The 20,813-nt window shown below is 69.9% G+C and carries 15 protein-coding genes and 2 pseudogenes; 9 read left to right on the top strand and 8 right to left on the bottom strand.

Annotated features, from left to right (window positions below; all coding sequences use genetic code 11):
* Positions 1 to 25: 25 nt before the first annotated feature.
* On the bottom strand, positions 26 to 784 hold the full coding sequence (locus G5C60_RS24620) for a helix-turn-helix domain-containing protein (protein ID WP_165262913.1): 759 nt from the start codon (positions 782 to 784) through the stop codon (positions 26 to 28).
* A 220-nt stretch (positions 785 to 1,004) separates the two neighbouring features.
* On the opposite strand from G5C60_RS24620, the gene G5C60_RS24625 reads away from it, so the two are divergent.
* Genes G5C60_RS24625 through G5C60_RS24635 form a run of 3 tightly spaced genes read left to right on the top strand, consistent with a single transcriptional unit; the run spans position 1,005 to position 3,494 of the window.
* Complete coding sequence (locus G5C60_RS24625) at positions 1,005 to 1,676, top strand: DUF4097 family beta strand repeat-containing protein (protein WP_165262915.1); 672 nt, start codon at positions 1,005 to 1,007, stop codon at positions 1,674 to 1,676.
* A 40-nt stretch (positions 1,677 to 1,716) separates the two neighbouring features.
* Entirely contained in the window at positions 1,717 to 2,679 is a 963-nt protein-coding gene (locus G5C60_RS24630) for an ATP-binding cassette domain-containing protein (protein ID WP_165262917.1), read from the top strand.
* Positions 2,676 to 3,494 (top strand): ABC transporter permease, encoded by an 819-nt coding sequence (locus tag G5C60_RS24635; protein WP_165262919.1) that lies wholly within the window; start codon positions 2,676 to 2,678, stop codon positions 3,492 to 3,494. Before G5C60_RS24630 ends, G5C60_RS24635 begins: the two co-directional genes overlap by 4 nt.
* Here G5C60_RS24635 and G5C60_RS24640 read toward each other — a convergent pair.
* Positions 3,475 to 6,618 (bottom strand): BTAD domain-containing putative transcriptional regulator, encoded by a 3,144-nt coding sequence (locus tag G5C60_RS24640; protein ID WP_165262921.1) that lies wholly within the window; start codon positions 6,616 to 6,618, stop codon positions 3,475 to 3,477. The two genes, G5C60_RS24635 and G5C60_RS24640, sit on opposite strands and share 20 nt — an antisense overlap.
* A gap of 122 nt (positions 6,619 to 6,740) precedes the next feature.
* Between G5C60_RS24640 and G5C60_RS24645 the strand changes: the two genes are divergently transcribed.
* Complete coding sequence (locus G5C60_RS24645) at positions 6,741 to 7,007, top strand: hypothetical protein (protein WP_165262923.1); 267 nt, start codon at positions 6,741 to 6,743, stop codon at positions 7,005 to 7,007.
* Positions 7,008 to 7,064: 57 nt separating this feature from the next.
* Here the strand turns inward: G5C60_RS24645 and G5C60_RS24650 are convergent, their stop codons facing one another.
* Complete coding sequence (locus G5C60_RS24650) at positions 7,065 to 9,215, bottom strand: SpoIIE family protein phosphatase (RefSeq protein WP_165262925.1); 2,151 nt, start codon at positions 9,213 to 9,215, stop codon at positions 7,065 to 7,067.
* Positions 9,216 to 9,469: 254 nt separating this feature from the next.
* On the opposite strand from G5C60_RS24650, the gene aspS reads away from it, so the two are divergent.
* From aspS to G5C60_RS24665, 3 genes are all read left to right on the top strand, one after another.
* Positions 9,470 to 11,233, top strand: coding sequence for an aspartate--tRNA ligase (gene aspS, locus G5C60_RS24655; protein WP_165262927.1), 1,764 nt, complete (start codon positions 9,470 to 9,472; stop codon positions 11,231 to 11,233).
* 176 nt (positions 11,234 to 11,409) lie between these two features.
* Positions 11,410 to 12,342: an intradiol ring-cleavage dioxygenase gene (locus tag G5C60_RS24660; RefSeq protein ID WP_165262929.1), complete on the top strand. Its 933-nt coding sequence runs from the start codon at positions 11,410 to 11,412 to the stop codon at positions 12,340 to 12,342.
* A 432-nt stretch (positions 12,343 to 12,774) separates the two neighbouring features.
* The gene (locus tag G5C60_RS24665; protein WP_165262931.1) at positions 12,775 to 14,085 is read left to right on the top strand and encodes a TerD family protein; all 1,311 of its coding nucleotides are present in this window, start codon (positions 12,775 to 12,777) and stop codon (positions 14,083 to 14,085) included.
* Between the two features lie 16 nt (positions 14,086 to 14,101).
* Here G5C60_RS24665 and G5C60_RS24670 read toward each other — a convergent pair whose 3' ends face one another.
* A complete protein-coding gene (locus G5C60_RS24670) occupies positions 14,102 to 14,863 on the bottom strand; it encodes an aminoglycoside 3'-phosphotransferase (protein ID WP_241267037.1) in 762 nt (253 codons plus the stop codon).
* Between the two features lie 61 nt (positions 14,864 to 14,924).
* Here G5C60_RS24670 and G5C60_RS24675 point away from each other — a divergent pair, with 61 nt between their 5' ends.
* Complete coding sequence (locus G5C60_RS24675) at positions 14,925 to 15,170, top strand: nitronate monooxygenase (RefSeq protein WP_165262945.1); 246 nt, start codon at positions 14,925 to 14,927, stop codon at positions 15,168 to 15,170.
* A 177-nt stretch (positions 15,171 to 15,347) separates the two neighbouring features.
* Entirely contained in the window at positions 15,348 to 16,679 is a 1,332-nt protein-coding gene (locus tag G5C60_RS24680; RefSeq protein ID WP_165262933.1) for a pectate lyase family protein, read from the top strand.
* A gap of 96 nt (positions 16,680 to 16,775) precedes the next feature.
* Here the strand turns inward: G5C60_RS24680 and G5C60_RS24685 are convergent, their stop codons facing one another.
* The 4 genes and pseudogenes from G5C60_RS24685 to metG all read right to left on the bottom strand — a co-directional run bounded on the left by G5C60_RS24685 (position 16,776) and on the right by metG (position 20,640).
* On the bottom strand, positions 16,776 to 17,309 hold the full coding sequence (locus G5C60_RS24685) for a GNAT family N-acetyltransferase (RefSeq protein ID WP_165262935.1): 534 nt from the start codon (positions 17,307 to 17,309) through the stop codon (positions 16,776 to 16,778).
* A 73-nt stretch (positions 17,310 to 17,382) separates the two neighbouring features.
* Positions 17,383 to 17,672 (bottom strand): annotated as a pseudogene (locus G5C60_RS24690) (class I tRNA ligase family protein); the annotation flags it as partial.
* 285 nt (positions 17,673 to 17,957) lie between these two features.
* A pseudogene (locus G5C60_RS24695) lies at positions 17,958 to 18,609 on the bottom strand (hypothetical protein).
* Between the two features lie 315 nt (positions 18,610 to 18,924).
* Entirely contained in the window at positions 18,925 to 20,640 is a 1,716-nt protein-coding gene (gene metG / locus G5C60_RS24700; protein WP_165262937.1) for a methionine--tRNA ligase, read from the bottom strand.
* Between the last annotated feature and the right edge of the window lie 173 nt (positions 20,641 to 20,813).

Genomic DNA, 20,813 nt, shown 5'->3' on the forward strand with positions numbered 1-20,813 from the left:
ACGCGGGGCGCCCGGACGCGGCTGTCTATGCGCGATCTGAACGTGGTGTGGCGGGGTCGCCTGAGGGTGTTTCGGGTTTTGTGTGGAGGATCTCGCGGGCCTGCTCCGCGGCGCGGGCGGTGCTTTCGGAGACGAAGTCGAGGAAGCGGGCGATGTTCTCCAGGCGGGAGCCGGCCGGGGTGCCGGAGCCGAGGACGCCCACGCCCTGCTGTGCGACCCCGACGAGTTGGGCGATGGACCGGGCGCTGGCCATCATCGACTGGTACATGATGTCGTCGTCGACGACGTAGCGCTCGCGGCGGCGTTCGTCGCGTTCCCGGCGGACGAAGCCCTGGCTCTCGAGGAACGCGATCGCCTTGGAGATGGACGCCGGGCTGACCTGGAGATGCTGGACGAGCTCGGACGCGGTGAGGCTGCCGGTGTCGGTGGTGATGAGGCAGGCCAGCACCCGGGACATCATCGTGGGCATGCCCGAAGCCATCATGACGGTGGTGAACCCCTCCTGGTACTCGCGCACGGCCTCGGCGTCGCGCCCGTGTGCCTGCGGGAGCGCCTCCGGCCCTCGGGGAGCGGCCTGCTGCCTGCGCCGGTGAGCGCGGCGTTCGGTGGCGCGGTGGGCAAGATCCGCGCGGTAGGCGGTGGGGCCGCCGTTGCGCATCACCTCGCGTGTGATGGTCGAGGTGGGGCGGTCGAGGCGTCTGGCGATCTCCGCGTAGGCGAGGCCGTCGGCCAGACCCAGCGCGATCTGCTGGCGTTCCTGCTGGGTGAGCCTGCCTCCCGGCATCGCGATCTCCTTCATGCTCCGTGGTGCCTCCAGGATAGCGTTCATCTCCAGCCCATTGCAACGAGCATGTCACCTTCGTTGCGTTAAAGTCCAGTCCATTGCAATGATTTAGGTGCTCTCACCTGCGTTGATGCTGATTCTGTGCAACGAAAGCGTTGCTGGATCTTTGAATGCAACGTAGCTTTTCCAACGTCAGAAACGACCAGCCAAGGAGAGCACAATGCAGAAGTTCGACACCCCCGCCCCGATCTCCGCCGTCCTCGACATCCCCGCGGGACGCATCCGGTTCATCGCCGCCGATCGGGCCGACACCACGGTCGAGGTCCTGCCCGCAAACGCCTCGAAGGGCCGCGACGTGCAGGCGGCGGAGCAGAGCACGGTCGAATACGCCGACGGCGTCCTGCGGATCGACGCCCCGGCGGCGAAGAACCAGTACCTCGGCCCCTCCGGATCCATCGAGGTGACCATCCAGCTGCCCGCCGGCTCCCACATCGAGGCGAAGGCGGCCAGCGCCGAGTTCCGGGCCGTCGGGCGCCTTGGCGACGTCGTCTTCGAGGGCGCGCACGGCACGATCAAGATCGACGAGGTCGCGAGCATGCGCCTCACCGCTGCCGCCGGTGACGTTTCCATCGGCCGCCTGGGCGGCACCGCCGAGATCAGCACTCAAAAGGGCGACATCCAGATCGCCGAGGCGGTGCGCGGCGCGGTCGTGCTGACCACCCAGATGGGCGACGTGTCCATCAGCGCCGCCCACGGAGTCTCCGCCTCCCTGGACGCCAGCACCGGCTACGGCCGGATCCACAACGCGCTGAAGAACACCGACGGCGCCGCCGCGGACCTGAACATTCGCGCGACCACGTCCCACGGCGACATCACCGCCCGCAGCCTCTGATCCGCAGCTTCTGACCCGCAGCCTCTGAGGAGCACTCATCATGACCAACCTGGCCATCGCGGCGAACGGACTGCGCAAGTCGTACGGCGACAAGGTCGTGCTCGACGGCGTCGACCTGGCGGTTCCGGTCGGGTCCGTGTTCGCCCTGCTCGGCCCGAACGGTGCCGGCAAGACCACCGCCGTGAAGATCCTCTCCACGCTCATCTCCGCCGACGCCGGTGAGATGCGCGTCGGCGGGCACGACCTCGCCGCCGATCCGCACGCGGTGCGTGCGGCGATCGGTGTCACCGGGCAGTTCTCCGCCGTCGACGGGCTGATCACCGGCGAGGAGAACATGCTCCTCATGGCCGACCTGCATCACCTCTCGCGTAGCGAGGGGCGGCGGGTCGCCGCCGAGCTGCTGGAACGGTTCGACCTGGTGGAGGCGGCGAAGAAGCCTGCCTCCAGCTACTCCGGCGGGATGAAGCGTCGTCTCGATCTCGCCATGACGCTGGTCGGCGACCCGCGGATCATCTTTCTCGACGAGCCGACCACCGGTCTCGATCCGCGCAGTCGGCACAACATGTGGCAGATCATCCGTGAGCTGGTCACGGGCGGGGTGACCGTCTTCCTCACCACCCAGTACCTGGAGGAGGCCGACGAGCTCGCCGACCGTATCGCGGTGCTCAACGACGGCAAGATCGCCGCCGAGGGGAGCGCCGATGAGCTGAAGCGGCTCATCCCGGGTGGGCATGTGCGGCTGCGGTTCACCGATCCGGCCGCGTACCGGAGCGCTGCCTCCGCGCTGCGCGAGGCCTCCGGGGACGACGAGGCGCTGGCGCTGCACATTCCCAGCGGCGGCAGCCAGCGCGAGCTGCGCTCCATCCTCGACTGGCTGGACTCGGCCGGTGTCGAGGCGGACGAGCTGACCGTGCACACCCCCGACCTCGACGACGTCTTCTTCGCCCTGACCAGCGGCACCGACCGGCCCAAGGCCAACCAGCCGAAGGAGGCTGTCCGATGAGTACTCCCCTGGCTCCCGCCCGCCCGACCCGGTTCTCCCTCGCCGTCCGCGACTCGTCCACGATGCTGCGCCGCAACCTGCTGCACGTACGGCGCTACCCGTCCATGACCCTGAACCTGCTGCTCACGCCGATCGTGCTGCTGCTGCTCTTCGTCTACGTCTTCGGGGGCGTGATGAGCGCGGGCATCGGTGGCGGCGGCGCGGACCGCTCCGACTACATCGCCTATCTCGTCCCGGGGCTCCTGCTGATGACCGTCGGCAGCACCGTGGTCGGGGCCGCGATCTCCGTCTCGATGGACATGACCCTGGGCCTCATGGCCCGCTTCCGTACGATGGCGGTCTACCGCGGGTCCGTGCTCGTCGGGCACGTCGTCGGCAGCGTGCTGCAGGTGCTCGCCAGTCTGGTCCTCGTCGGTCTCATCGCCGTGGCCATCGGCTTCAGGTCCACGGACGCCACGGCCGTGGAGTGGCTGGCGGCGTGCGGCCTGATCGCGCTGTTCTCCCTGGCGCTCACCTGGATCGCGGTCGGGATGGGCATGGCCAGCCCGAACCCCGAGGCGGCCAGCAACATGACGTACCCGCTGATCCTGCTGCCGCTCATCTCCAGCGCCTTCGTCCCCATCGACGCGATCCCGGGCTGGTTCCAGCCGATCGCCGAGTACCAGCCGTTCACGCCCGCCATCGAGACCCTGCGCGGCCTGCTGCTCGGCACCGAGATCGGCAACAACGGGTGGATCGCGCTCGCCTGGTGCGTCGGCCTGACCGTGCTCGGCTACCGCTGGTCGACGGCGCTGTTCAACCGCGACCCGAAGTAGCCGAGGTGATCGCGCGGGCTGCCTCGCGCAGCTCGTCCCGCCCCAGGGCGGCGTACTCCGACACGGCGTCGGCGTACGCCGCCCTGTCGGCTTCCTCGGCCGCCTTCCGGGCGCGGTCCGCCGACATCGTCGGCTGGAAGTCGCGCATCACCCGCAGCCGTTGGGCCAACGCGATCATCCGTACGGCGGTGGCGTCGCCGGACGCGAGCTCCGCCATGCCGAGTGCGTGCAGCACCGTCCCGAGCACCAGGAGTTCCGTGGGCGAGCCGGGCGGACCGGAGAGCAGGGTCCGCAGCCCCTGCCGCAGCCGGTCGACCGGCTCCGTGACCAGCTCGAGACGCCCGGCGTGCGCGTGCGCCGTCACCGCCACCGCCAGGATCTGCAGCACCCACCGGTCGAAGAAGGGGTCGCCGCCGTGTATCGCGCCGACTGCGGGCAGCGGCTGCACGGCGCTGCGCCACAAGCCGAGCCCGACCTCCGTCAGTCCGCGGGCGAGCGCGATCTCGGCGCGCCCGAGGACGTCCATGCCGTAGTTGTCCTGCTGCGTGGTGTCGGCGCCCTCCGCCTGCCGCAGCCAGTACTCGGCCTCGTCGGGGTCGCCGCGCTGCAGGCAGGCGAGGACGAGGCTCCAGCGGACGCCGATGATGTCGTGCTCGTCGCCGAGCCGCGGCAGCGCCTCGAGCGTCGCCTTGAGGTGCCCGTACGCTTCCTCGCCCCGCTCCGTCTGCAGGCACAGCTCGCTCAGCCGGGCGTGGCCCATGACCTGAAGGAACGGGTTGTCGGCCGGCGCCAGTGCGGTGGTGATCCGGCGAGCCGAGGCGAGCGCGCGGTCGGTGTGGTGCTCCGACTCCCAGACGTAGGTGGCGACGCACTCTGCGATGCCGGCGAGCAGCGGCTGCTCGCTGTCGCAGAGCCTCTGCAGCACGTCGTAGTCGGGAGGCAGCATCTCGGGGATCCTGCTCAGCACGATCGCGGCGGCCCGCAACAGCGTGTCCGGCGGGGCCGGGGGCAGCCGCCTGAGGGTGACGAGATGGCGTACGGCGACCGGGCCGTAGCCCATGAACAGGTTCGCCGTGCAGAAGACCGCGGCGGCGCGGGCGACTTCGACGTATTCGGGCTCGGGGTGGTAGTGCGACAGCGGCGGGCCGGTGTCGGTGGCGAGGGCGACGAGGCGGAGGTAGTTGGAGCCGGTGGACCACAGGGCGGCGAGGACGGCGGTGAGGGCGGCGGTGGTGGGGCCGTCCGCACGGGCCAGGGCGTGCCGCAGGGCCAGCACGAGGTTGTCCTGCTCGGCCCTGATCCGCTCCCAGGCGGTCAGCGGTTCCGAGCGGAAGAGCCAGTCGTGGTGCGCGGCCCCGAAGTCCCGCGCCCAGGCGAGGAACCGGCCGATGGTCTCCTCTTCCTCGCCTGCCTCCGCGCGCCGGGCCGCACTGAACTCCCGTACGGTCTCCAGCATCCGGAACCGCACATCGGCCCGGGTCTCGGCGACGGTGAGCAGCGACTGATCGGTCAACTGCTCCAGCAGGAACAGCGCGTCCTCGCCGAGCACCTGCTCCGCCGCTTCACCGGAGAAGCCGCCGGGGAACACGGACAGCGTGCGCATCGCTGCCCTGGCCTCGTCGTCGAGGAGGTTCCAGCTCCACTCCACGACGGCGTGCAGTGTGCGGTGGCGCTCCGGCACGTCCCGCGCCCCGCCGCGCAGCAGCGCGAACCGGTCGCCGAGGCGGCGGGCGATCTCCGGTACCGAAAGCACCCGCACCCGTGCCGCGGCCAGCTCCACGGCGAGCGGCAGCCCGTCGAGGTGGCGACACAGCTCGGCCACCGCGTCCGGCGGCAGCTCCACGCCGGTCCTGGCGGCCCGGGCCCGCTGCGTGAACAGCTCGACCGAGGTGTCGAGACCGAGCTCCGGCAGCACGTACACCGCCTCCGACGTGAGGCCCATCGGGGCCCGGCTGGTGGCCAGCACCCGCAGGTCCTTCGAAGACGAGACCAGGGCCTGTACGAGGCCGGCGGCGCCCCCGATGACCTGCTCGCAGTTGTCCAGCGCCAGCAGAGCGGGCCCGGAGCCGAGCACGCCGAGGATGGCGGACACCGGGTCGGCCGAGGTGGGTCCGCCCATGCCGCCGTGCCGCCCCTCGCCCGCGCCGAGCGCGGAGGCCACCTCCGTGGCCACGTCCTCGTCCGCGGTGACGCCGGCGAGCGGCACGAAATACACCACGCGCTGCTCGGCCCGGCGGCTGACGGCGTGCGCGAGCCGGGTCTTGCCGAGGCCGCCGGGTCCGACGACCGTGACGGCGCGGGAAGCGCGCAGCAGCCGCTCCACCTCCGCGATGTCCTCGTCCCGGCCGAGCAGCGGGTTCGGCTCGTGCGGTACGCCGTGCCTGACCACCGGCGCCTCGCCGCGCAGCAGCTCCCGCTGTACGGCCTTGAGCCCGGCTCCCGGATCCGTGCCGAGCGTCTCGCGCAGCTCACGGCGGTACGCCTCGTACCGCGTCAGCGCGGCGGACGGGCCCGCCGTCGCCGCCTCGCCGCGCAGCAGCTCGGCGAGCACCTCCTCGTCGCGCGGACGCTCCGAAGCGACCGCGGCCAGCGGCCCGGTCGCCTCCGCGTGTCGTCCGAGCCGGGCGAGCGCGAGCGCCCGTGCGCGGACGAGCGTGTCGCGGACGGGGGCGCGTTCGGTGCGCAACGCGGCCACGGGGTCTGTGCTTTCGCCAGGCCCGCCGGCCCCGTCAGGGGTGCCCTCCCACAGCGCGAGCCCGGCCTCGGCCGCGGCCAGCGAGCCCGCGTGGTCCCCGGCCCTGGCCCGGTCCGCGCTCGCGGCGGCGTGCAGCAGCAGGGCGGAGCTGTCGACCTGGTCCTCGGTGAGGGCGAGCCGGTATCCGGTCGGCGTGCCGGCGAGGACGTCGGCGCCCAGCTGCGCCCGTGCCCTGGACACGAGGACCTGCACCGCCTTCGCCGGCCTCTCCGGCAACTCGTCCGGCCACAGCCCTGCCACCAGCCGCTCGGTGCTGCAGCCCGTGCGCAGGTCGCCCGCGAGCAGCGCGAGCAGACCCCGCAGCCGGGGCGCGGTGACCTCCTGTCCGCGATAGGCGACACGCGGCAGCAGAGTCAGGTCGGTGGTCACTCGTGCAGGTTAGCCAAGGCGCCGGCCGCCCGAACTCCCGCTGCGCGTGCGGCGGGTACTTGTATCCACCGCACGCAACGCGCATCGTGGCCATGCGCCGTTGGGGACGGAGGGTCACGCGTATGCCGCAGGAGAACCCGGAGCTTCACATCGTGTTCCACCCGGTCGTCGGTGAGCCGCTGGCCGTCAAGAGCCGTGACTTCGCGTCGCTGGAGTCGGCCGTGGACGCGGTGACCGAGGCGCTGGAGGCGGGGCACACGCTGCGTTTCGAGCTGAACGGCCGTGACGACGTCGACAGTGGGACCGCGCTGGTGAACTGTTCCAACGTCGTCGCGGTCAAGGTACGTCCCGTATCGGCGAAGGGTGCCGACGACGGCCAGTACCTGTGATCACGTACTGCTGATCAGGCTACGGCTGATCACGTATTGGCGATTGCGCAGTGCTGATCACGTGGTGGGGGTGACCTCGGGATCTCCGGAGCCATCCGGCTCGTAGAGCTCGAACCAGATGCTCTTGCCCTCGCCCCGCGGGTCCACCCCCCATGCGTCCGCGAGCAGTTCCATGAGCATCAGCCCCCGCCCGGAGGACGCCAGTTCGCCGGGCTGTCGCTTGTGGGGCAGGGCGTCGCTGCAGTCGGTCACCTCGACCCGCATCCGGCGGGAACCCGCGTCGCCCGTCATCTCGGCGACGAGCAGCGCGTCGGCGTCCGTGTGCACGAGTACGTTCGTGACCATCTCCGAGACCAGGAGGACCGCCGAGTCGACCTGGTCCTCGGAGGCCCAGTCGTGCAGCAGCTCGCGCAGCTGGTGGCGCGCTCCCGCGACCCGCTCGGGTTCGGCCTGCGCGACGGTCAGCACGGTGCGGCGTACGGACGTCGGTGTCGCCGGCTGGTCGCCGCAGCCGCAGCCCTTCCCCTGCCGGCACAGCAGCAGGACCGCGATGTCGTCCTCGCGGCGGTCCACCAGAGGCCCGGTCGTGTGGTGCGAGGAGGGGCCGTGCACGGCCTGGACCAGCGCGTCGGCCAGCTCCTCCAGGTGGCTCTCTTCGCCGTCGTGGCTCTCCAGGATCTTGCGGATCCGGAGCCAGCCGGTGTCGAGGTCGTGCCCACCGGTCTCGATGAGCCCGTCCGTGCAGATCAGCATCGTCTCGCCGGGTTCCAGGGCGAGCCGTGTCGTCGGATAGTCCGCGTCCGGGTCGATGCCCAGGGGCAGCCCGCCCGCGGTCGGCCGGGTCAGCACGGTCCCGTCGGCCATCCGTATGGCCGGGTCCGGGTGCCCGGCGCGGGCGATGTCCAGTACGCCGGTCGCGGGGTCGACCTCGACATACAGGCAGGTCGCGAAGCGCAGGTCGGCGACCTCCTCGTCGTGCGTGATCCCGCACAGGAACCGTGAGGCGCGCGACAGCACGGCGTCCGGGCGGTGCCCTTCGGAGGCGTACGCCCGCAGCGCGATCCTCAGCTGGCCCATGAGACCGGCGGCTCGTACGTCATGGCCCTGGACGTCGCCGATGACGAGGGCGAACCTGCCGGTGGGGAGCGGGATCATGTCGTACCAGTCGCCGCCGACCTGGAGGCCGCCGCCGGTGGGCACGTACCGTGCGGCCACGCTCATGCCCGGGATCTGCGGCCCCAGGTTGGGCAGCATCGAGCGCTGGAGGCCGTCGGTCAGCTCCCGCTCGGACTCGGCGGCCCCGGCGCGCGAGAGGGCCTGCGCCAGCATGCGCGCCACCGTCGTGAGGACCGAGCGCTCGTCGGGCGTGAAGGAGACGCGGTATGTGAAGGCCGCCATCCACGCGCCCAACGTGCGCCCCGCGACGATGAGCGGCAGAAACGCCCATGACTGCCGCCCGAAGCCCCGGGCGAGCGGCCACGCGGCGGGATAGCGCTCCTGGTAGTGCTTCGGCGAGGACAGATAGACCGCACGGCCGGTGCGTACGACCTCCGCGGCCGGATAGTCCGTCTCGACCGACATCGCGGAGAACGGTCCTTCGTCACCGCCGGCATGGTGCCCGTGGTGGCCGATGAGCGTCAGCCGGTCGCCCTGCACGCCGAAGACGGCCAGGCCGTCCGGCGAGAACCCGGGCATCGACAGGCCGGCCGCGACCCGCAGCACCTCCTCCGTGGACCGCGCCTCGGCCAGCGCGCGCCCCGCGTCCAGCAGGAACGCCTCGCGCGAGCGGCGCCAGTCGCCCGTGACGGGTGTGCGCGCGGCGGCACCCGGCGGTGGCTCCGACACCTCCTGAAGGGTGCCGACCAGCTGGTAGGAGGCCGTTTCACGGTCGTAGGTCGGCTTGGAGCGGCTGCGCACCGTGCGCAGCACATGTCCCTGCCCGTCCATGACCCGCATCCGGAGTTCGGCGATGGTGCCTTCGGAGGCGGCGAGCTGGACGACCGGTTTGACCTCGTTCCAGTCGACCGGGTGGAAGCGGGCGCGGGCGCCGGCCTCCGTGACCGTTGTCGGCTGGGCGGGCAGCCCGAGCAGCCGTGCGGCCTCGGCATCCAGAGTGACCAGCTCGGCCGCGTTGTCCCACCGCCACAGGCCGGTCGCGAGGGCGGCAAGGACGTCCCCCACGGCGGGCAGGGGCTCACCAGTGCGCATCGCCCCACTGTAGGAAGAGGTGATCGTGGGCGGCCACCGAAGGGAGGAAGGCCACCCATCGGGCGCCGGACCGTGACCGGTCCGTGATGGTCGTGACCCGTCCGTAATGGTGGGGAGGCGGGCTGTGGCTCCCCGGTACGCTTGGGTCTGTGTTTTTGGGTCTGTGTTTCACGTGAAACACAGACCGTGACACACAGGCCCTGAGACACAGGCCGTGACATACACCCCGATCCGCGAAGACTGGATGAACGACGATGCATCGGTACAGGTCCCACACCTGCGGCGAGCTCCGCGCCTCTGACGTCGGCAGCGACGTCCGGCTGAGCGGCTGGCTGCACAATCGGCGCGACCTGGGCGGCATCCTCTTCATCGATCTGCGCGACCACTACGGCATCACGCAGCTCGTCGCCCGCCCCGGCACGGCTGCGTACGAGGCGCTGGACAAGCTCTCCAAGGAATCGACCGTCCGTGTCGACGGCCAGGTCGTCTCGCGCGGCGCCGAGAACATCAACCCGGACCTGCCCACCGGCGAGATCGAGGTCGAGGTCGGCGAGGTCGAGCTGCTGGGCGCGGCCGCCCCGCTGCCCTTCACGATCAACACCGAGGACGGTGTGAACGAGGAGCGGCGTCTGGAGTACCGCTTCCTGGACCTGCGCCGCGAGCGCATGCACCGCAACATCATGCTGCGTACGGCGGTCATCGCCGCGATCCGCAACAAGATGACGACGCTCGGCTTCAACGAGCTGGCGACCCCGATCCTGACGGCCACGTCGCCGGAGGGCGCCCGCGACTTCGTCGTGCCGTCCCGTCTGCACCCGGGCAGGTTCTACGCCCTTCCGCAGGCCCCGCAGCAGTTCAAGCAGCTGCTGATGATCTCCGGCTTCGACCGCTACTTCCAGATCGCGCCCTGCTTCCGGGACGAGGACGCGCGCGCGGACCGTTCGCCGGGCGAGTTCTACCAGCTCGACGTGGAGATGTCCTTCGTCGAGCAGGAGGACGTGTTCCAGCCCATCGAGCAGCTGATGACGGAACTCTTCGAGGAGTTCGGGAACGGCCGCCACGTCACCTCCCCCTTCCCGCGGATCCCGTTCCGCGAGGCGATGCTGAAGTACGGCTCCGACAAGCCGGACCTGCGGGCCCAGCTGGAGCTCGTCGACATCACCGATGTCTTCGAGGGCTCGGAGTTCAAGGCCTTCGCGGGCAAGCACGTACGGGCGCTGCCCGTGCCGGACGTGTCGTCGCAGCCCAGGAAGTTCTTCGACCAGCTCGGTGACTTCGCGGTCTCGCAGGGCGCGAAGGGCCTGGCGTGGGTGCGGGTCGCCGAGGACGGTTCGCTGACGGGCCCGATCGCCAAGTTCCTGACGGAGGACAACGTCGCGGAACTGACGAAGAGGCTTTCCCTGGCGGCGGGCCACGCGGTGTTCTTCGGCGCGGGCGAGTTCGACGAGGTCTCGAAGATCATGGGCGCGGTGCGGGTGGAGGCCGCTCGTCGCGCCGGCCACTTCGAAGAGGACGTCTTCCGCTTCTGCTGGGTCGTCGACTTCCCGATGTTCGAGAAGGACGAGGAGACGGGTCGTATCGACTTCTCCCACAACCCCTTCTCGATGCCGCAGGGCGGGATGGAGGCCCTGGAGACCCAGGACCCGCTGGACATCCTGGCCTGGCAGTACGACATCGTCTGCAACGGCGTCGAGCTGTCCTCCGGCGCGATCCGGAACCACGAGCCCGACATCATGCTCAAGGCCTTCGGTATCGCGGGCTACGAGGAGGAGACGGTGGAGCGCGAGTTCGCCGGCATGCTCCGCGCGCTTCGCTTCGGTGCGCCTCCGCACGGCGGCATCGCGCCGGGCCTGGACCGCATCGTCATGCTCCTGGCCGACGAGCCCAACATCCGCGAGACGATCGCCTTCCCGCTCAACGGCAACGCCCAGGACCTGATGATGGGCGCGCCGACGGAGCTGGAGGAGGCGCGGCTGCGGGAGCTGCACCTTTCGGTACGCAAGCCGCAGCCGAAGTAGCTCCGCTGGTGGTGCAGTGATTCGGCTGCGGGTCGGTGGGGGCTGGTCGCGCAGTTCCCCGCGCCCCTAAGGAGGCCTGCGGCCTCCTTAGGGGCGCGGGCAACCTGTGAGAGTCACGTGGAATCGCACAGTCCGTACCCATGTTGCTGACAGGCGCCGTCCCTAACGTCCTGCCCATGACTGGGACCGAGACTCAACAGCCGAAGCACAAAAGGAACATGACGCGGCGCAAGGTCGTCGTGGCAGGTGGCGCGGCCGTGGCCGCGGTGGGTGTGGGCGGCGGTATCGCCGCGACCGCGAACGCGGGCCAGACGACGAGCGCGAACACCGATGCCTCCCCGCTTGCCGCCGGCAGCGCCGCGGAGGAGTGCTACAAGCTCACCTCGGAGACCACCGAGGGCCCGTACTACATCGACGCCGACAAGCTCCGGCAGGACATCACCGAGGACAAGGAGGGCATCCCGCTCACCCTCCGCCTCAAGGTGATCGACAACGAAACCTGCAAGCCCGTCAAGAACGCCGCGGTCGACATCTGGCACTGCGATGCGCTGGGCATCTACTCCGGGTACGAGGACGTCTCTACCGGCGGCGGTGGCGGTACGCCGCCCAGCGGCACCCCCTCCGGCACGCCGACCGGCTCCCCGCCCGAGGGCGGGAGCCCTGGCGGTCACCAGGAGCCGACCGACGACGAGCGCTATCTGCGCGGCACCTGGCGGACGGACAGGAACGGCTTCGTCACCTTCAAGACGATCTTCCCGGGCTGGTACCGGGGCCGCTGCGTCCACATCCACACGAAGGTGCACGTCAACGGCGAGTGGACGGACGCCGGTTACGAAGGCGGCAACACCTGCCACACCGGCCAGTTCTTCTTCGACGAGGAGTCCGTCCTCGCCTCCGCCGAGGTGGAGCCGTACTCGACGTCGACGACGGAGCGCACCACGCTCACCGAGGACACGATCTACGACCAGAGCGGCACGACCGGCGGCCTGCTCAAGCTCAAGTACCAGAAGAACAACATCGCCAAGGGCGTCGTCGGCTCCATCACGATGGGAGTCGACCCGGAGGCCACCCACGAGGGCACGGACGACGCGGTCCAGCCGGGCGCGTAGGAGACAGCGGCGGCTTCGGCTTCGGCGAGCTGACGGACGTTCAGCTCGCTCGGCGTACCCAGCGGTAGTGACCTTGGCCGGATGCACGTTGGGCCTGCCCGTGGATTGTTGAGCGGCAGGCCCAACGGGTATGAGCTTCTCGCGCGTACAGCGGCGGCATGCCCGGCACGCAGATCTCCGGTGCCACGCCCATCCGTATTCCGGCGAAGCACTCCTGGTAGCGGGCGACCCAGGCTGTCGTGACCGCCTGTCGTGACCGCCTGCCGTGAACGGGAGGGCCTGGAGGGTGACTCGTTCTTCGGCGTTCTGAGGTTGCTGAAGCGTCACTGATTCAGCGGAATGTGCCGCATCTCCTCCCTTGTCCCGGCGCGCGGCTTAGGGTGACCGGACCGTAGGCCGGGTGGGGCACAGCAGAGGTGGGGTGGCCGGGGCATGACAGAGCTTGGCAAGGGTGGGAACACGGCTCTGGGTGCGGGGCGTGTCACCGCCGAACTGCACAGCGTGGGTGACCCGGTCGATCTCAGCGCACTGCTGGTCGGCGCGGACGGCAAGGTCAGGTCCGACGACGACATGGTCTTCTACAACCAGCCCTCCGCCGAGGCCGGCGCCGTGCGTCACCTCGCGGCCGACGCCGGCGGCCCGGAGCGCGTCGAGGTGGACCCGGCCGCCCTGCCCGCCGACGTGGACCGGGTCGTGCTGGTCGGCAGCTGCGATCCCGACGACGCGGCCCGCACCTTCCGCGAGGTGAAGGAGGTGAGGATGCGTGCCGTCCAGGACGGGGCGGCGCCCGTCGACTTCCGTCCCCCGGCCCTCATCGACGGCGAACGTGCCGTGCTCCTGCTGGAGATCTACCGCCGGGGCGACGCGTGGAAGCTCCGCGCCATCGGCCAGGGGTACGCCGAGGGCCTCGCGGGCCTCGCCACCGACTTCGGGGTACGGGTGGAGGAGCCCGAGGCCACGGACGAGGACCCCTCCTATACGGATGAGGACCCCACACCCACTCCTGCGCCTGCGCCTGCGCCCAGCCTGGTCAAGCCCCCGCTCGGCGCCATCAGCCTCGACAAGGGCGGTCAGGCATCGATCAGCCTGGACAAGCGGGACCGCGAACTGGTGGTCACCGCGTCGCTGGAGTGGGACGGGGGCAGCGAGCAGCGGCGCAAGAAGGGCGCGGATCTCGATCTGTACGCCCTGTTCGTACCGGCTTCGAAGGCGCTACGTGGCGACAAGGCACCCGGCACACTCGTCAAGGCCGCGCCCGCGGCTGCGAAGGGCACCGCGAAGAAGGGGACGGACGAAGGGGCGGACAAGGGGGCGGACAAGGCCGCCGGCGTCGTGTACTACAACCGCCTCGGCTCGGTGGAGAGCCGGCCCTTCATACGCCTGGACGGCGACGCACGCGTACCCGGCCGCGAGACCGTCCAGATCGTCCGCCCCGACGAACAGGGCTACGTCCTGCTCTGCGCGTACTCCGCGGTCAGCAACGGATTCGGCTCCTTCCGCAGTTTCGGCGCGAAGGTCGTCGTCACGGACGGCCGAGGCTCCACCGTCACCGTGCCCCTCTTCGAGAACACCAAGACCCGCTACTGGGTCGCCATCGCGCTGGTCGACTTCACCGACCCCGACGGAGCGGCCATCCGCCACATCGAGGCCTACAGCGGCCGAATGACGGAACGCCGCCCGGTCCTCCACCCGGACGGCACCATCGAGATGAACGGCGGCCCGGTGGAGTTCAAGAGGCGCTGATCCGCCGGCCACGAGCTCACGTCACGCTCCAGATGCGCCGGTAGAAGTCGGTCCGATGCGGATCGGGTTCGATGCCGTATCCCTCGAGGAGGGTGTCGTCCCAGCCCGGGCCGTAGTTCCACTCGGTGCTCCAGGTGGCGACGGCCAGGTCGGCCCAGCGGTCGGCGAGACCGAGGGCGCCCATGTCGACGTGACCGGACCAGGAGCCGTCCTCGTACAGCAGGGTGTTCGGAGCGCAGGGGTCGCCGTGGCATACGACGAGGCGGTCGACCGGCGGCGGATCGGGCAGGTCCGCGGGTATCTCCATGCCCGCCCGCCGGGCACGCTCCAGGCGGTGATCGACAGACCAGCTGAACGGGCAGTCGGCCACGGGCAGAGCCTCGTGCAGGGCCCGCAGTCCGGCGCCCAGGGCGCGTACGGCCGTTGCGGCATCTGCCTTCCACCGCGGGCTGACGGCGCTCTCGCCGGGCAGCCCATGGGTGACGAGCCAGGTTCCGTCCTCGTCGCCTCCGTGGTCCCGGACACGAGGTACGGGTGTGAAGTGCCCGGCCCAGCGCAGCCGTTCCGCCTCGGCGGCCAGGTCAAGGCCGGAGCCCGCCGGCGCCCACTTGGCGAACAGCGGCTCCCGACCGTCGCCGCCGATCCGGAACGTCAGGCCGCCCAACTGGTTCAGCCACACGGGCAGCAGGGGCCGGTCGCCGGCCAGCTCGGCGATCGGCGCGGGCACGCGCACGGCGGAGGACGGCGGTCCGGCGGGCATGGGCATGGGTGTGGGCATGGGCGCATGATCCCCTGCGTACCGCTCCGCGAGCGAGCGGTTTTCCGCTGCCGCTCAGGGTCTGCGCGACCTCCTCGGTATCGAGGTGCCGGTGATCTGCGCTCCCTTCGGCCCCTGGGAGGAGGTGGGGCTCGCCGCCGCCGTGTGCGAGGCGGGTGGTCTTGGCAGCCTCGGCACGGCGGTACGGTCCGTCGACGAGCTCAGGGAGCAGTGGTCCGCCCTGCGGGTGCCGGCCGGCGAGATCGTGCGCCGGATGGCGGAGGAGGCAGAGGCCGTCCTGACGAGGCTCGCACCCGCCGCGCGATGAACGGTGCCACCCACCAACTTCCGCCCGCCTCCCACCTTCCCGAACCTGACGGCAACCTTTCCGTCCCCCGTGACCACAGATGAGACGGAAGCCCCGTTCCCCCCACCGGGGCTTCACGAACTACGTGCACGTTCCGCAACGCGTGCACGCGCACCCGAACCACGTAAGGACTCATCCGTGGCATCACCTTCGCACCGCCGGTCCCTCCGTCGGAGACGCACCGCGCTGTTATCCGTCGCCGCTGTGGTGGCCGCCGGGCTCGGCGCGGTTCCCCTTGTGATGAACGCGAACGCGGGTCCCGTAGAGCCGGCCCGCCAGTCGCTGCCCGCCAAGGACGGCTGGGCGGCGAGCGGCTCCGGTACGACGGGCGGCTCGAAGGCCGACTCCGTGCATGTCCACACCGTCAGCACCCGCGCCGAGCTGGCGAAGGCCCTGGGCAACGGCTCCGACTCCACGCCGAAGATCATCAAGATCAAGGGCACGATCGACGCGAACGGCGGCAGCAGCTGCGCCGACTACGCCGCCGGCACCGGTTACTCGCTGGCCGCCTACCTCAAGGCGTACGACCCGGCGACGTACGGCAAGAAGATGCCGTCGGGCACGCAGGAGACGGCCCGCGCCGCCGCCCAGGCCAAGCAGAAGAAGAACATCGTGTTCCGGGTGCCGCCGAACACCACGCTCGTGGGCGTACCGGGCAGCAATGCCGGGATCAAGGGCGGCAGCCTGCTGGTGCAGAACGTGGACAACGTCATCATCCGCAATCTGGCCCTCACCGCCACCGAGGACTGCTTCCCGCAGTGGGACCCGACGGACGGTTCCTCCGGCGAGTGGAACTCCGCCTACGACTCGGTCACCCTGCGCGGCGCGACCCATGTGTGGGCCGACCACAACACCTTCAGCGACGCCCCGACGTACGACAAGGCGTTGAAGACGTACTTCGGCCGCAAGTACCAGATCCACGACGGTGCCCTCGACATCACCAACGGCTCGGACCTGGTGACCGTCGAGCGCAACCAGTTCACCAACCACGACAAGACGATGCTGATCGGCAGCAGCGACACCGACAGCACCGGCAAGCTGCGCGTCACCATCCACCACAACGTGTGGAAGGGCATCGTCCAGCGCGCCCCGCTGGCCCGGATCGGTCAGATCCACCTCTACAACAACGTCTACGACACGACGACCGTCAACGGCTACGCGCCCAAGTACAGCCTCGACTCCCGGGCGAAGGCCCAGGTCGTCGCCGAGCACAACGCCTGGAAGCTGCCGGCTGGCGCGAAGGTCGCGAAGCTGCTGAGCGGCGACGGCACGGGTTCGGTCGCGGGCGGCGGCAATCTCGTCAACGACGAGGCGACGGACATAGTCGCCGCGTACAACTCCGCGAACTCGTCGAAGAAGCTGAAGACGACGGTGAACTGGAAGCCGACGCTGTCCGCCGGCCTCCAGACCTCGGCGAAGAGCCTGGTCACGGAGCTGGCGACCACGACCGGCGCCGGGATCCTGAAGTAGCGCCCGCCACCTGCTGAGCGCCGTGGCGGCGCGCTCCTGAAAACGGCTGGGCCCCGGGGATGAATCGACTCTCCCCGGGGCCCAGCTTGGTACGGCTCACGCCTCGAACTCGGTGAGATCGATCGCGTGGACGCGCAGGTGGTGGCCGTACTCCGGGTGGACGGTCTCGCGTTCCAGGGTCATGCCGAGCTTGCGCATCACGTTCTCGGAGGCGTCGTTGCCCGCCTGGGTGATGCTGACGAGGCGGTCGAGGCCGCGGTCCTGGAGAGCGAACTCCATCGAGGCCTGGGCGGCTTCGGACGCGTACCCCTGGCCCCAGAACTGCCGGCCGAGCCGCCAGCCGATCTCCACGGCCGGCAGGATCTCCGGCAGGAAGTGGGGCACGGACAGGCCCGTGAAACCGGCCAGTTCACCGGAGGAGAGCAACTCGACGGCGAAGAGCCCGAAGCCCTCCTCGTCCCACTCCTCCTCCCACCGCTCGATGTCCTCCGCAGTCTGCTCGAGGTCGCGGACGGAACCGTCTCTGATCCAGCGCATGACCTCCGGATCGGCGTTGATCTCCGACATGGGAACCAGGTCGTCGTCGTGCCAGCGACGGAGGAGCAGGCGAGGGGTACGGATCTCGGTCATGGGACCGATCCTGCCGGAGACGGGGCCGGCAGGGGTAATCGGCGGTCCGGCCCCAGGAGCGGTGGTGCATGGATTACGCGGTCGGCTTCTCCTCCAGGCGTGGGAAGAGCACCTCCTCGGCGCCCAGGGAGTCCCAGAGCCTCTGGGAGGTCTCCGGCATGATCGGGTTCAGCAGGACCGCCACCGCGCGGAGCGACTCGGCCGCCGTGTAGAGGATCGTGGTGAGGCGGGCCTTGCCCTCTTCCGACTGGTCCTTGGCCACCTTCCACGGCTCCTGCTCCGTGATGTAGCCGTTGACCTGCTTCACGAAGTCGAAGACGGCGAGGATGCGCCCTGGAAGTCCAGGTCGTCACCGATGCGGCGGTACTTGTGCGGCGACCCGAGAACGGTCATCCGCGATGCCCTCTGTTCTGTGGCCGATCTGGCCCGGCCCAGAGAGGTCGCGGTGCACGGCGGTGTGGAGCCGTACCGCAACGGGGTGCGCATGCGGAGAGTGCGAGGGCTCGTGACCAGGCCGGAGCGAACGGGCCGTCGACCAGGCTTCCGTGATCGATGCGGGAAGGACGGGCGTTCGTGTCAGGCCGGTCACCCGGCCCTGCCCGACCGCGCGTACCGCCGTCGGGCAGGGGCCTCCGCCGACCTCAGTGGCTACTCGTCCGTGAAGATCTCGTCGGCGGAGCGGGCGATGATGGCCCGCCGGTGCCAGTGGCGCAGGGTCTCTGGGTCGTCGCAGCTGGTGATGCGCTCGCGGACTGCTTCGGGGACGTCGAGGCCGCGCACATCGAAGACATCCAGGATGTCCTCGGCCCGGCCCTGCGCCTGGCCCTGCGCCCGGCCTTCGTCGCGGGCTTCTTCAAAGATGGGCGACTTGTAGAAAGAAAGGTCCACGGCCACTAGTTTCCTCCACAGTGCTGCGGCGGGCAGCTTGCCCAGGCCCTGACAGATGATTTCGATGACGGGGTCGATGTCCGGATTCTTGCAAGGGCCACTGGGGAGGCCCGAAGGTGACCGGGCGCGCTGCCCACTCGGCGGTCGCGCGGTCCTGGCAGACGACCAGCAGCATTGGCTGCAGCCGGTATTTCGTGAGCAGGTACGAGGCGTAGTACGCCCAGCTCGCGGGCTTGTGCGGGTCCTTCTTGCCCTGGGCCTCGGCGGCGAGGAGAAGCGGCTCCTCGTCCTCCGTCTCCAGCCGCAACAACGTGTCGACGCGGCGTTCCAGCGGGCGGGTCTCGGTGAGGTCGGTCGGCAGGATCGTGACCGAGGTGGGACGGGCGAAGCGGACGCCGAGCACCTCGGACACCCCGGAGAAGAGGCCCGGGTGGTCTTGGAAGAAGGTTGATGGAAGTCACCTGTGGCACATGCCTTAGGCAAGTTCTGTGGCGAGCGTAAGGCAGCAACACGCCCTAAAAGGGGCTCAGTTGGTGAGATTCACCCGCAGGGGTGAGCTTGCGGCGTTCCGTCAGACAGCCCTGCGGGCGGGTGGCCGGAGCTCGTGACAGTTGCGGCAGCATGCGCCGGGTTCGGGCGAGCAGAAGCCGTGTCGCAGCGGTCCCCAACTTCCTTCAAACGCGAGGGCCCGGTCACGTCGTACGACGTGACCGGGCCCTCGCGCTGGTTACTCCGCTGCGCCGCCGAAGCGCTCCTTGTACGTCTCCAGGTCCTCGTCCGTGATCTTGGCGAAGAGGACCGGGGGGACCGTGAAGGGGGTACCGGTGGGGAGGAAGGACAGGGCTCGGGCCTCCTCCGGCGTGACCCACGGCGCCGAATCGTCCTGGAGAGCGAACGCCGAGCGCATCGCCTTCGCCGACGCCGGGATGAAGGGCTCCGAGATCACCGAGTAGAGGTGGATCAGGTTCATCGCCGTACGGAGGGTCAGGGCCGCGCTCTCCGGGTTGGTCTTGATCTCCAGCCAGGGGGCCTTCTCCTCCAGGTACGAGTTGCCGGCCGACCAGAGTGCGCGCAGGGCCGCCGCCGCCTTGCGGAACTGGATGGCCTCCATCTGCTCCTCGTACTCCGCGAGCAGGCGGGCGATCTCCTCGCCCAGCTTGGCCTCCGCCTCGCCGGGCTCGCCGCCCGCGGGGACGTCGTCGCCGAAGCGCTTGCGGGAGAAGGACAGGACGCGGTTGACGAAGTTGCCCAGCGTGTCCGCCAGGTCCTTGTTCACCGTGGCCGTGAAGTGCTCCCAGGTGAACGATGTGTCGTCCGACTCGGGGGCGTTCGCCATCATGAAGTAGCGCCAGTAGTCGGCGGGCAGGATCTCCAGCGCGTCGTGCGTGAAGACGCCGCGCTGCTGCGAGGTGGAGAACTTGCCGCCGTAGTAGTTGAGCCAGTTGAAGGCCTTGATGACGTCGACCTTCTTCCACGGGGAGCGGGTGCCCAGCAGGGTCGCCGGGAACATCACGCTGTGGAAGGGGACGTTGTCCTTGCCCATGAACTGCGTGTAGCGGACGTCGGCCTCCGACTCCCACCACCACGAACGCCAGTCACGGTTCTCCGGGTCCTTGTCCGCCCACTCCTTCGTCGCGCCGATGTACTCGATCGGGGCGTCGAACCATACGTAGAAGACCTTGCCCTCGGCTGCCAGGTCCGGCCAGGTGTCGGCCGGGACCGGGACGCCCCAGTCCAGGTCACGGGTGATGGCCCGGTCGTGCAGGCCCTCCGTCAGCCACTTGCGGGCGATGGAGGAAGCCAGCACCGGCCAGTTGTCGGCGCGCTCGTCGACCCAGGCCTCGACCTCGCCGGCCAGCGCGGACTGGAGGAGGAAGAGGTGCTTGGTCTCGCGGATCTCCAGGTCGCTGCTGCCGCTGATCGCCGAGCGCGGCTCGATGAGGTCGGTCGGGTCCAGTACGCGCGTGCAGTTCTCGCACTGGTCGCCGCGGGCCTTGTCGTAGCCGCAGTGCGGGCAGGTGCCGATGATGTAGCGGTCCGGCAGGAAGCGGCCGTCGGCGTTCGAGTACACCTGGCGGATCGCCCGCTCCTCGATGAACCCGTTCGCCTTCAGTTCGCGGGCGATCTCCTGCGTGATGTCGCGGTTCTGCGGGGACGAGCTGCGGCCGAAGTAGTCGAAGGCCAGCTGGAAGCCGTCGTAGATCGCCTTCTGCTGGTCGTGCGCCTGCGCGCAGAACACGTCGACCGGGATGCCCTGCTCCTTGGCCGCCAGTTCGGCCGGGGTGCCGTGCTCGTCGGTCGCGCAGATGTACAGGACGTCGTGGCCGCGCTGGCGGAGGTACCGGGAGTACACGTCCGCCGGGAGCATGGACCCCACCATGTTGCCCAGGTGCTTGATCCCGTTGATGTACGGAAGGGCGCTGGTGATGAGGTGTCGAGCCATCGGGGGCTGCTCCCAAGTCGCTACAGAGGGTGACGACGGTGACTGTGAGGTCTTCGGGGTCGTCTATGGAACCTTGAAATCGTAGCCGACATGGGTGGGCCGCCCGCTTCCCGTTTTCGGCGTGGGAATGGGAAGCGGACGGCCTGGGTCGTGCGGGGTGGGTGGTGCCGGGT

Source organism: Streptomyces scabichelini, from assembly GCF_011045015.1.
GTDB classification, from domain to species: domain Bacteria; phylum Actinomycetota; class Actinomycetes; order Streptomycetales; family Streptomycetaceae; genus Streptomyces; species Streptomyces scabichelini.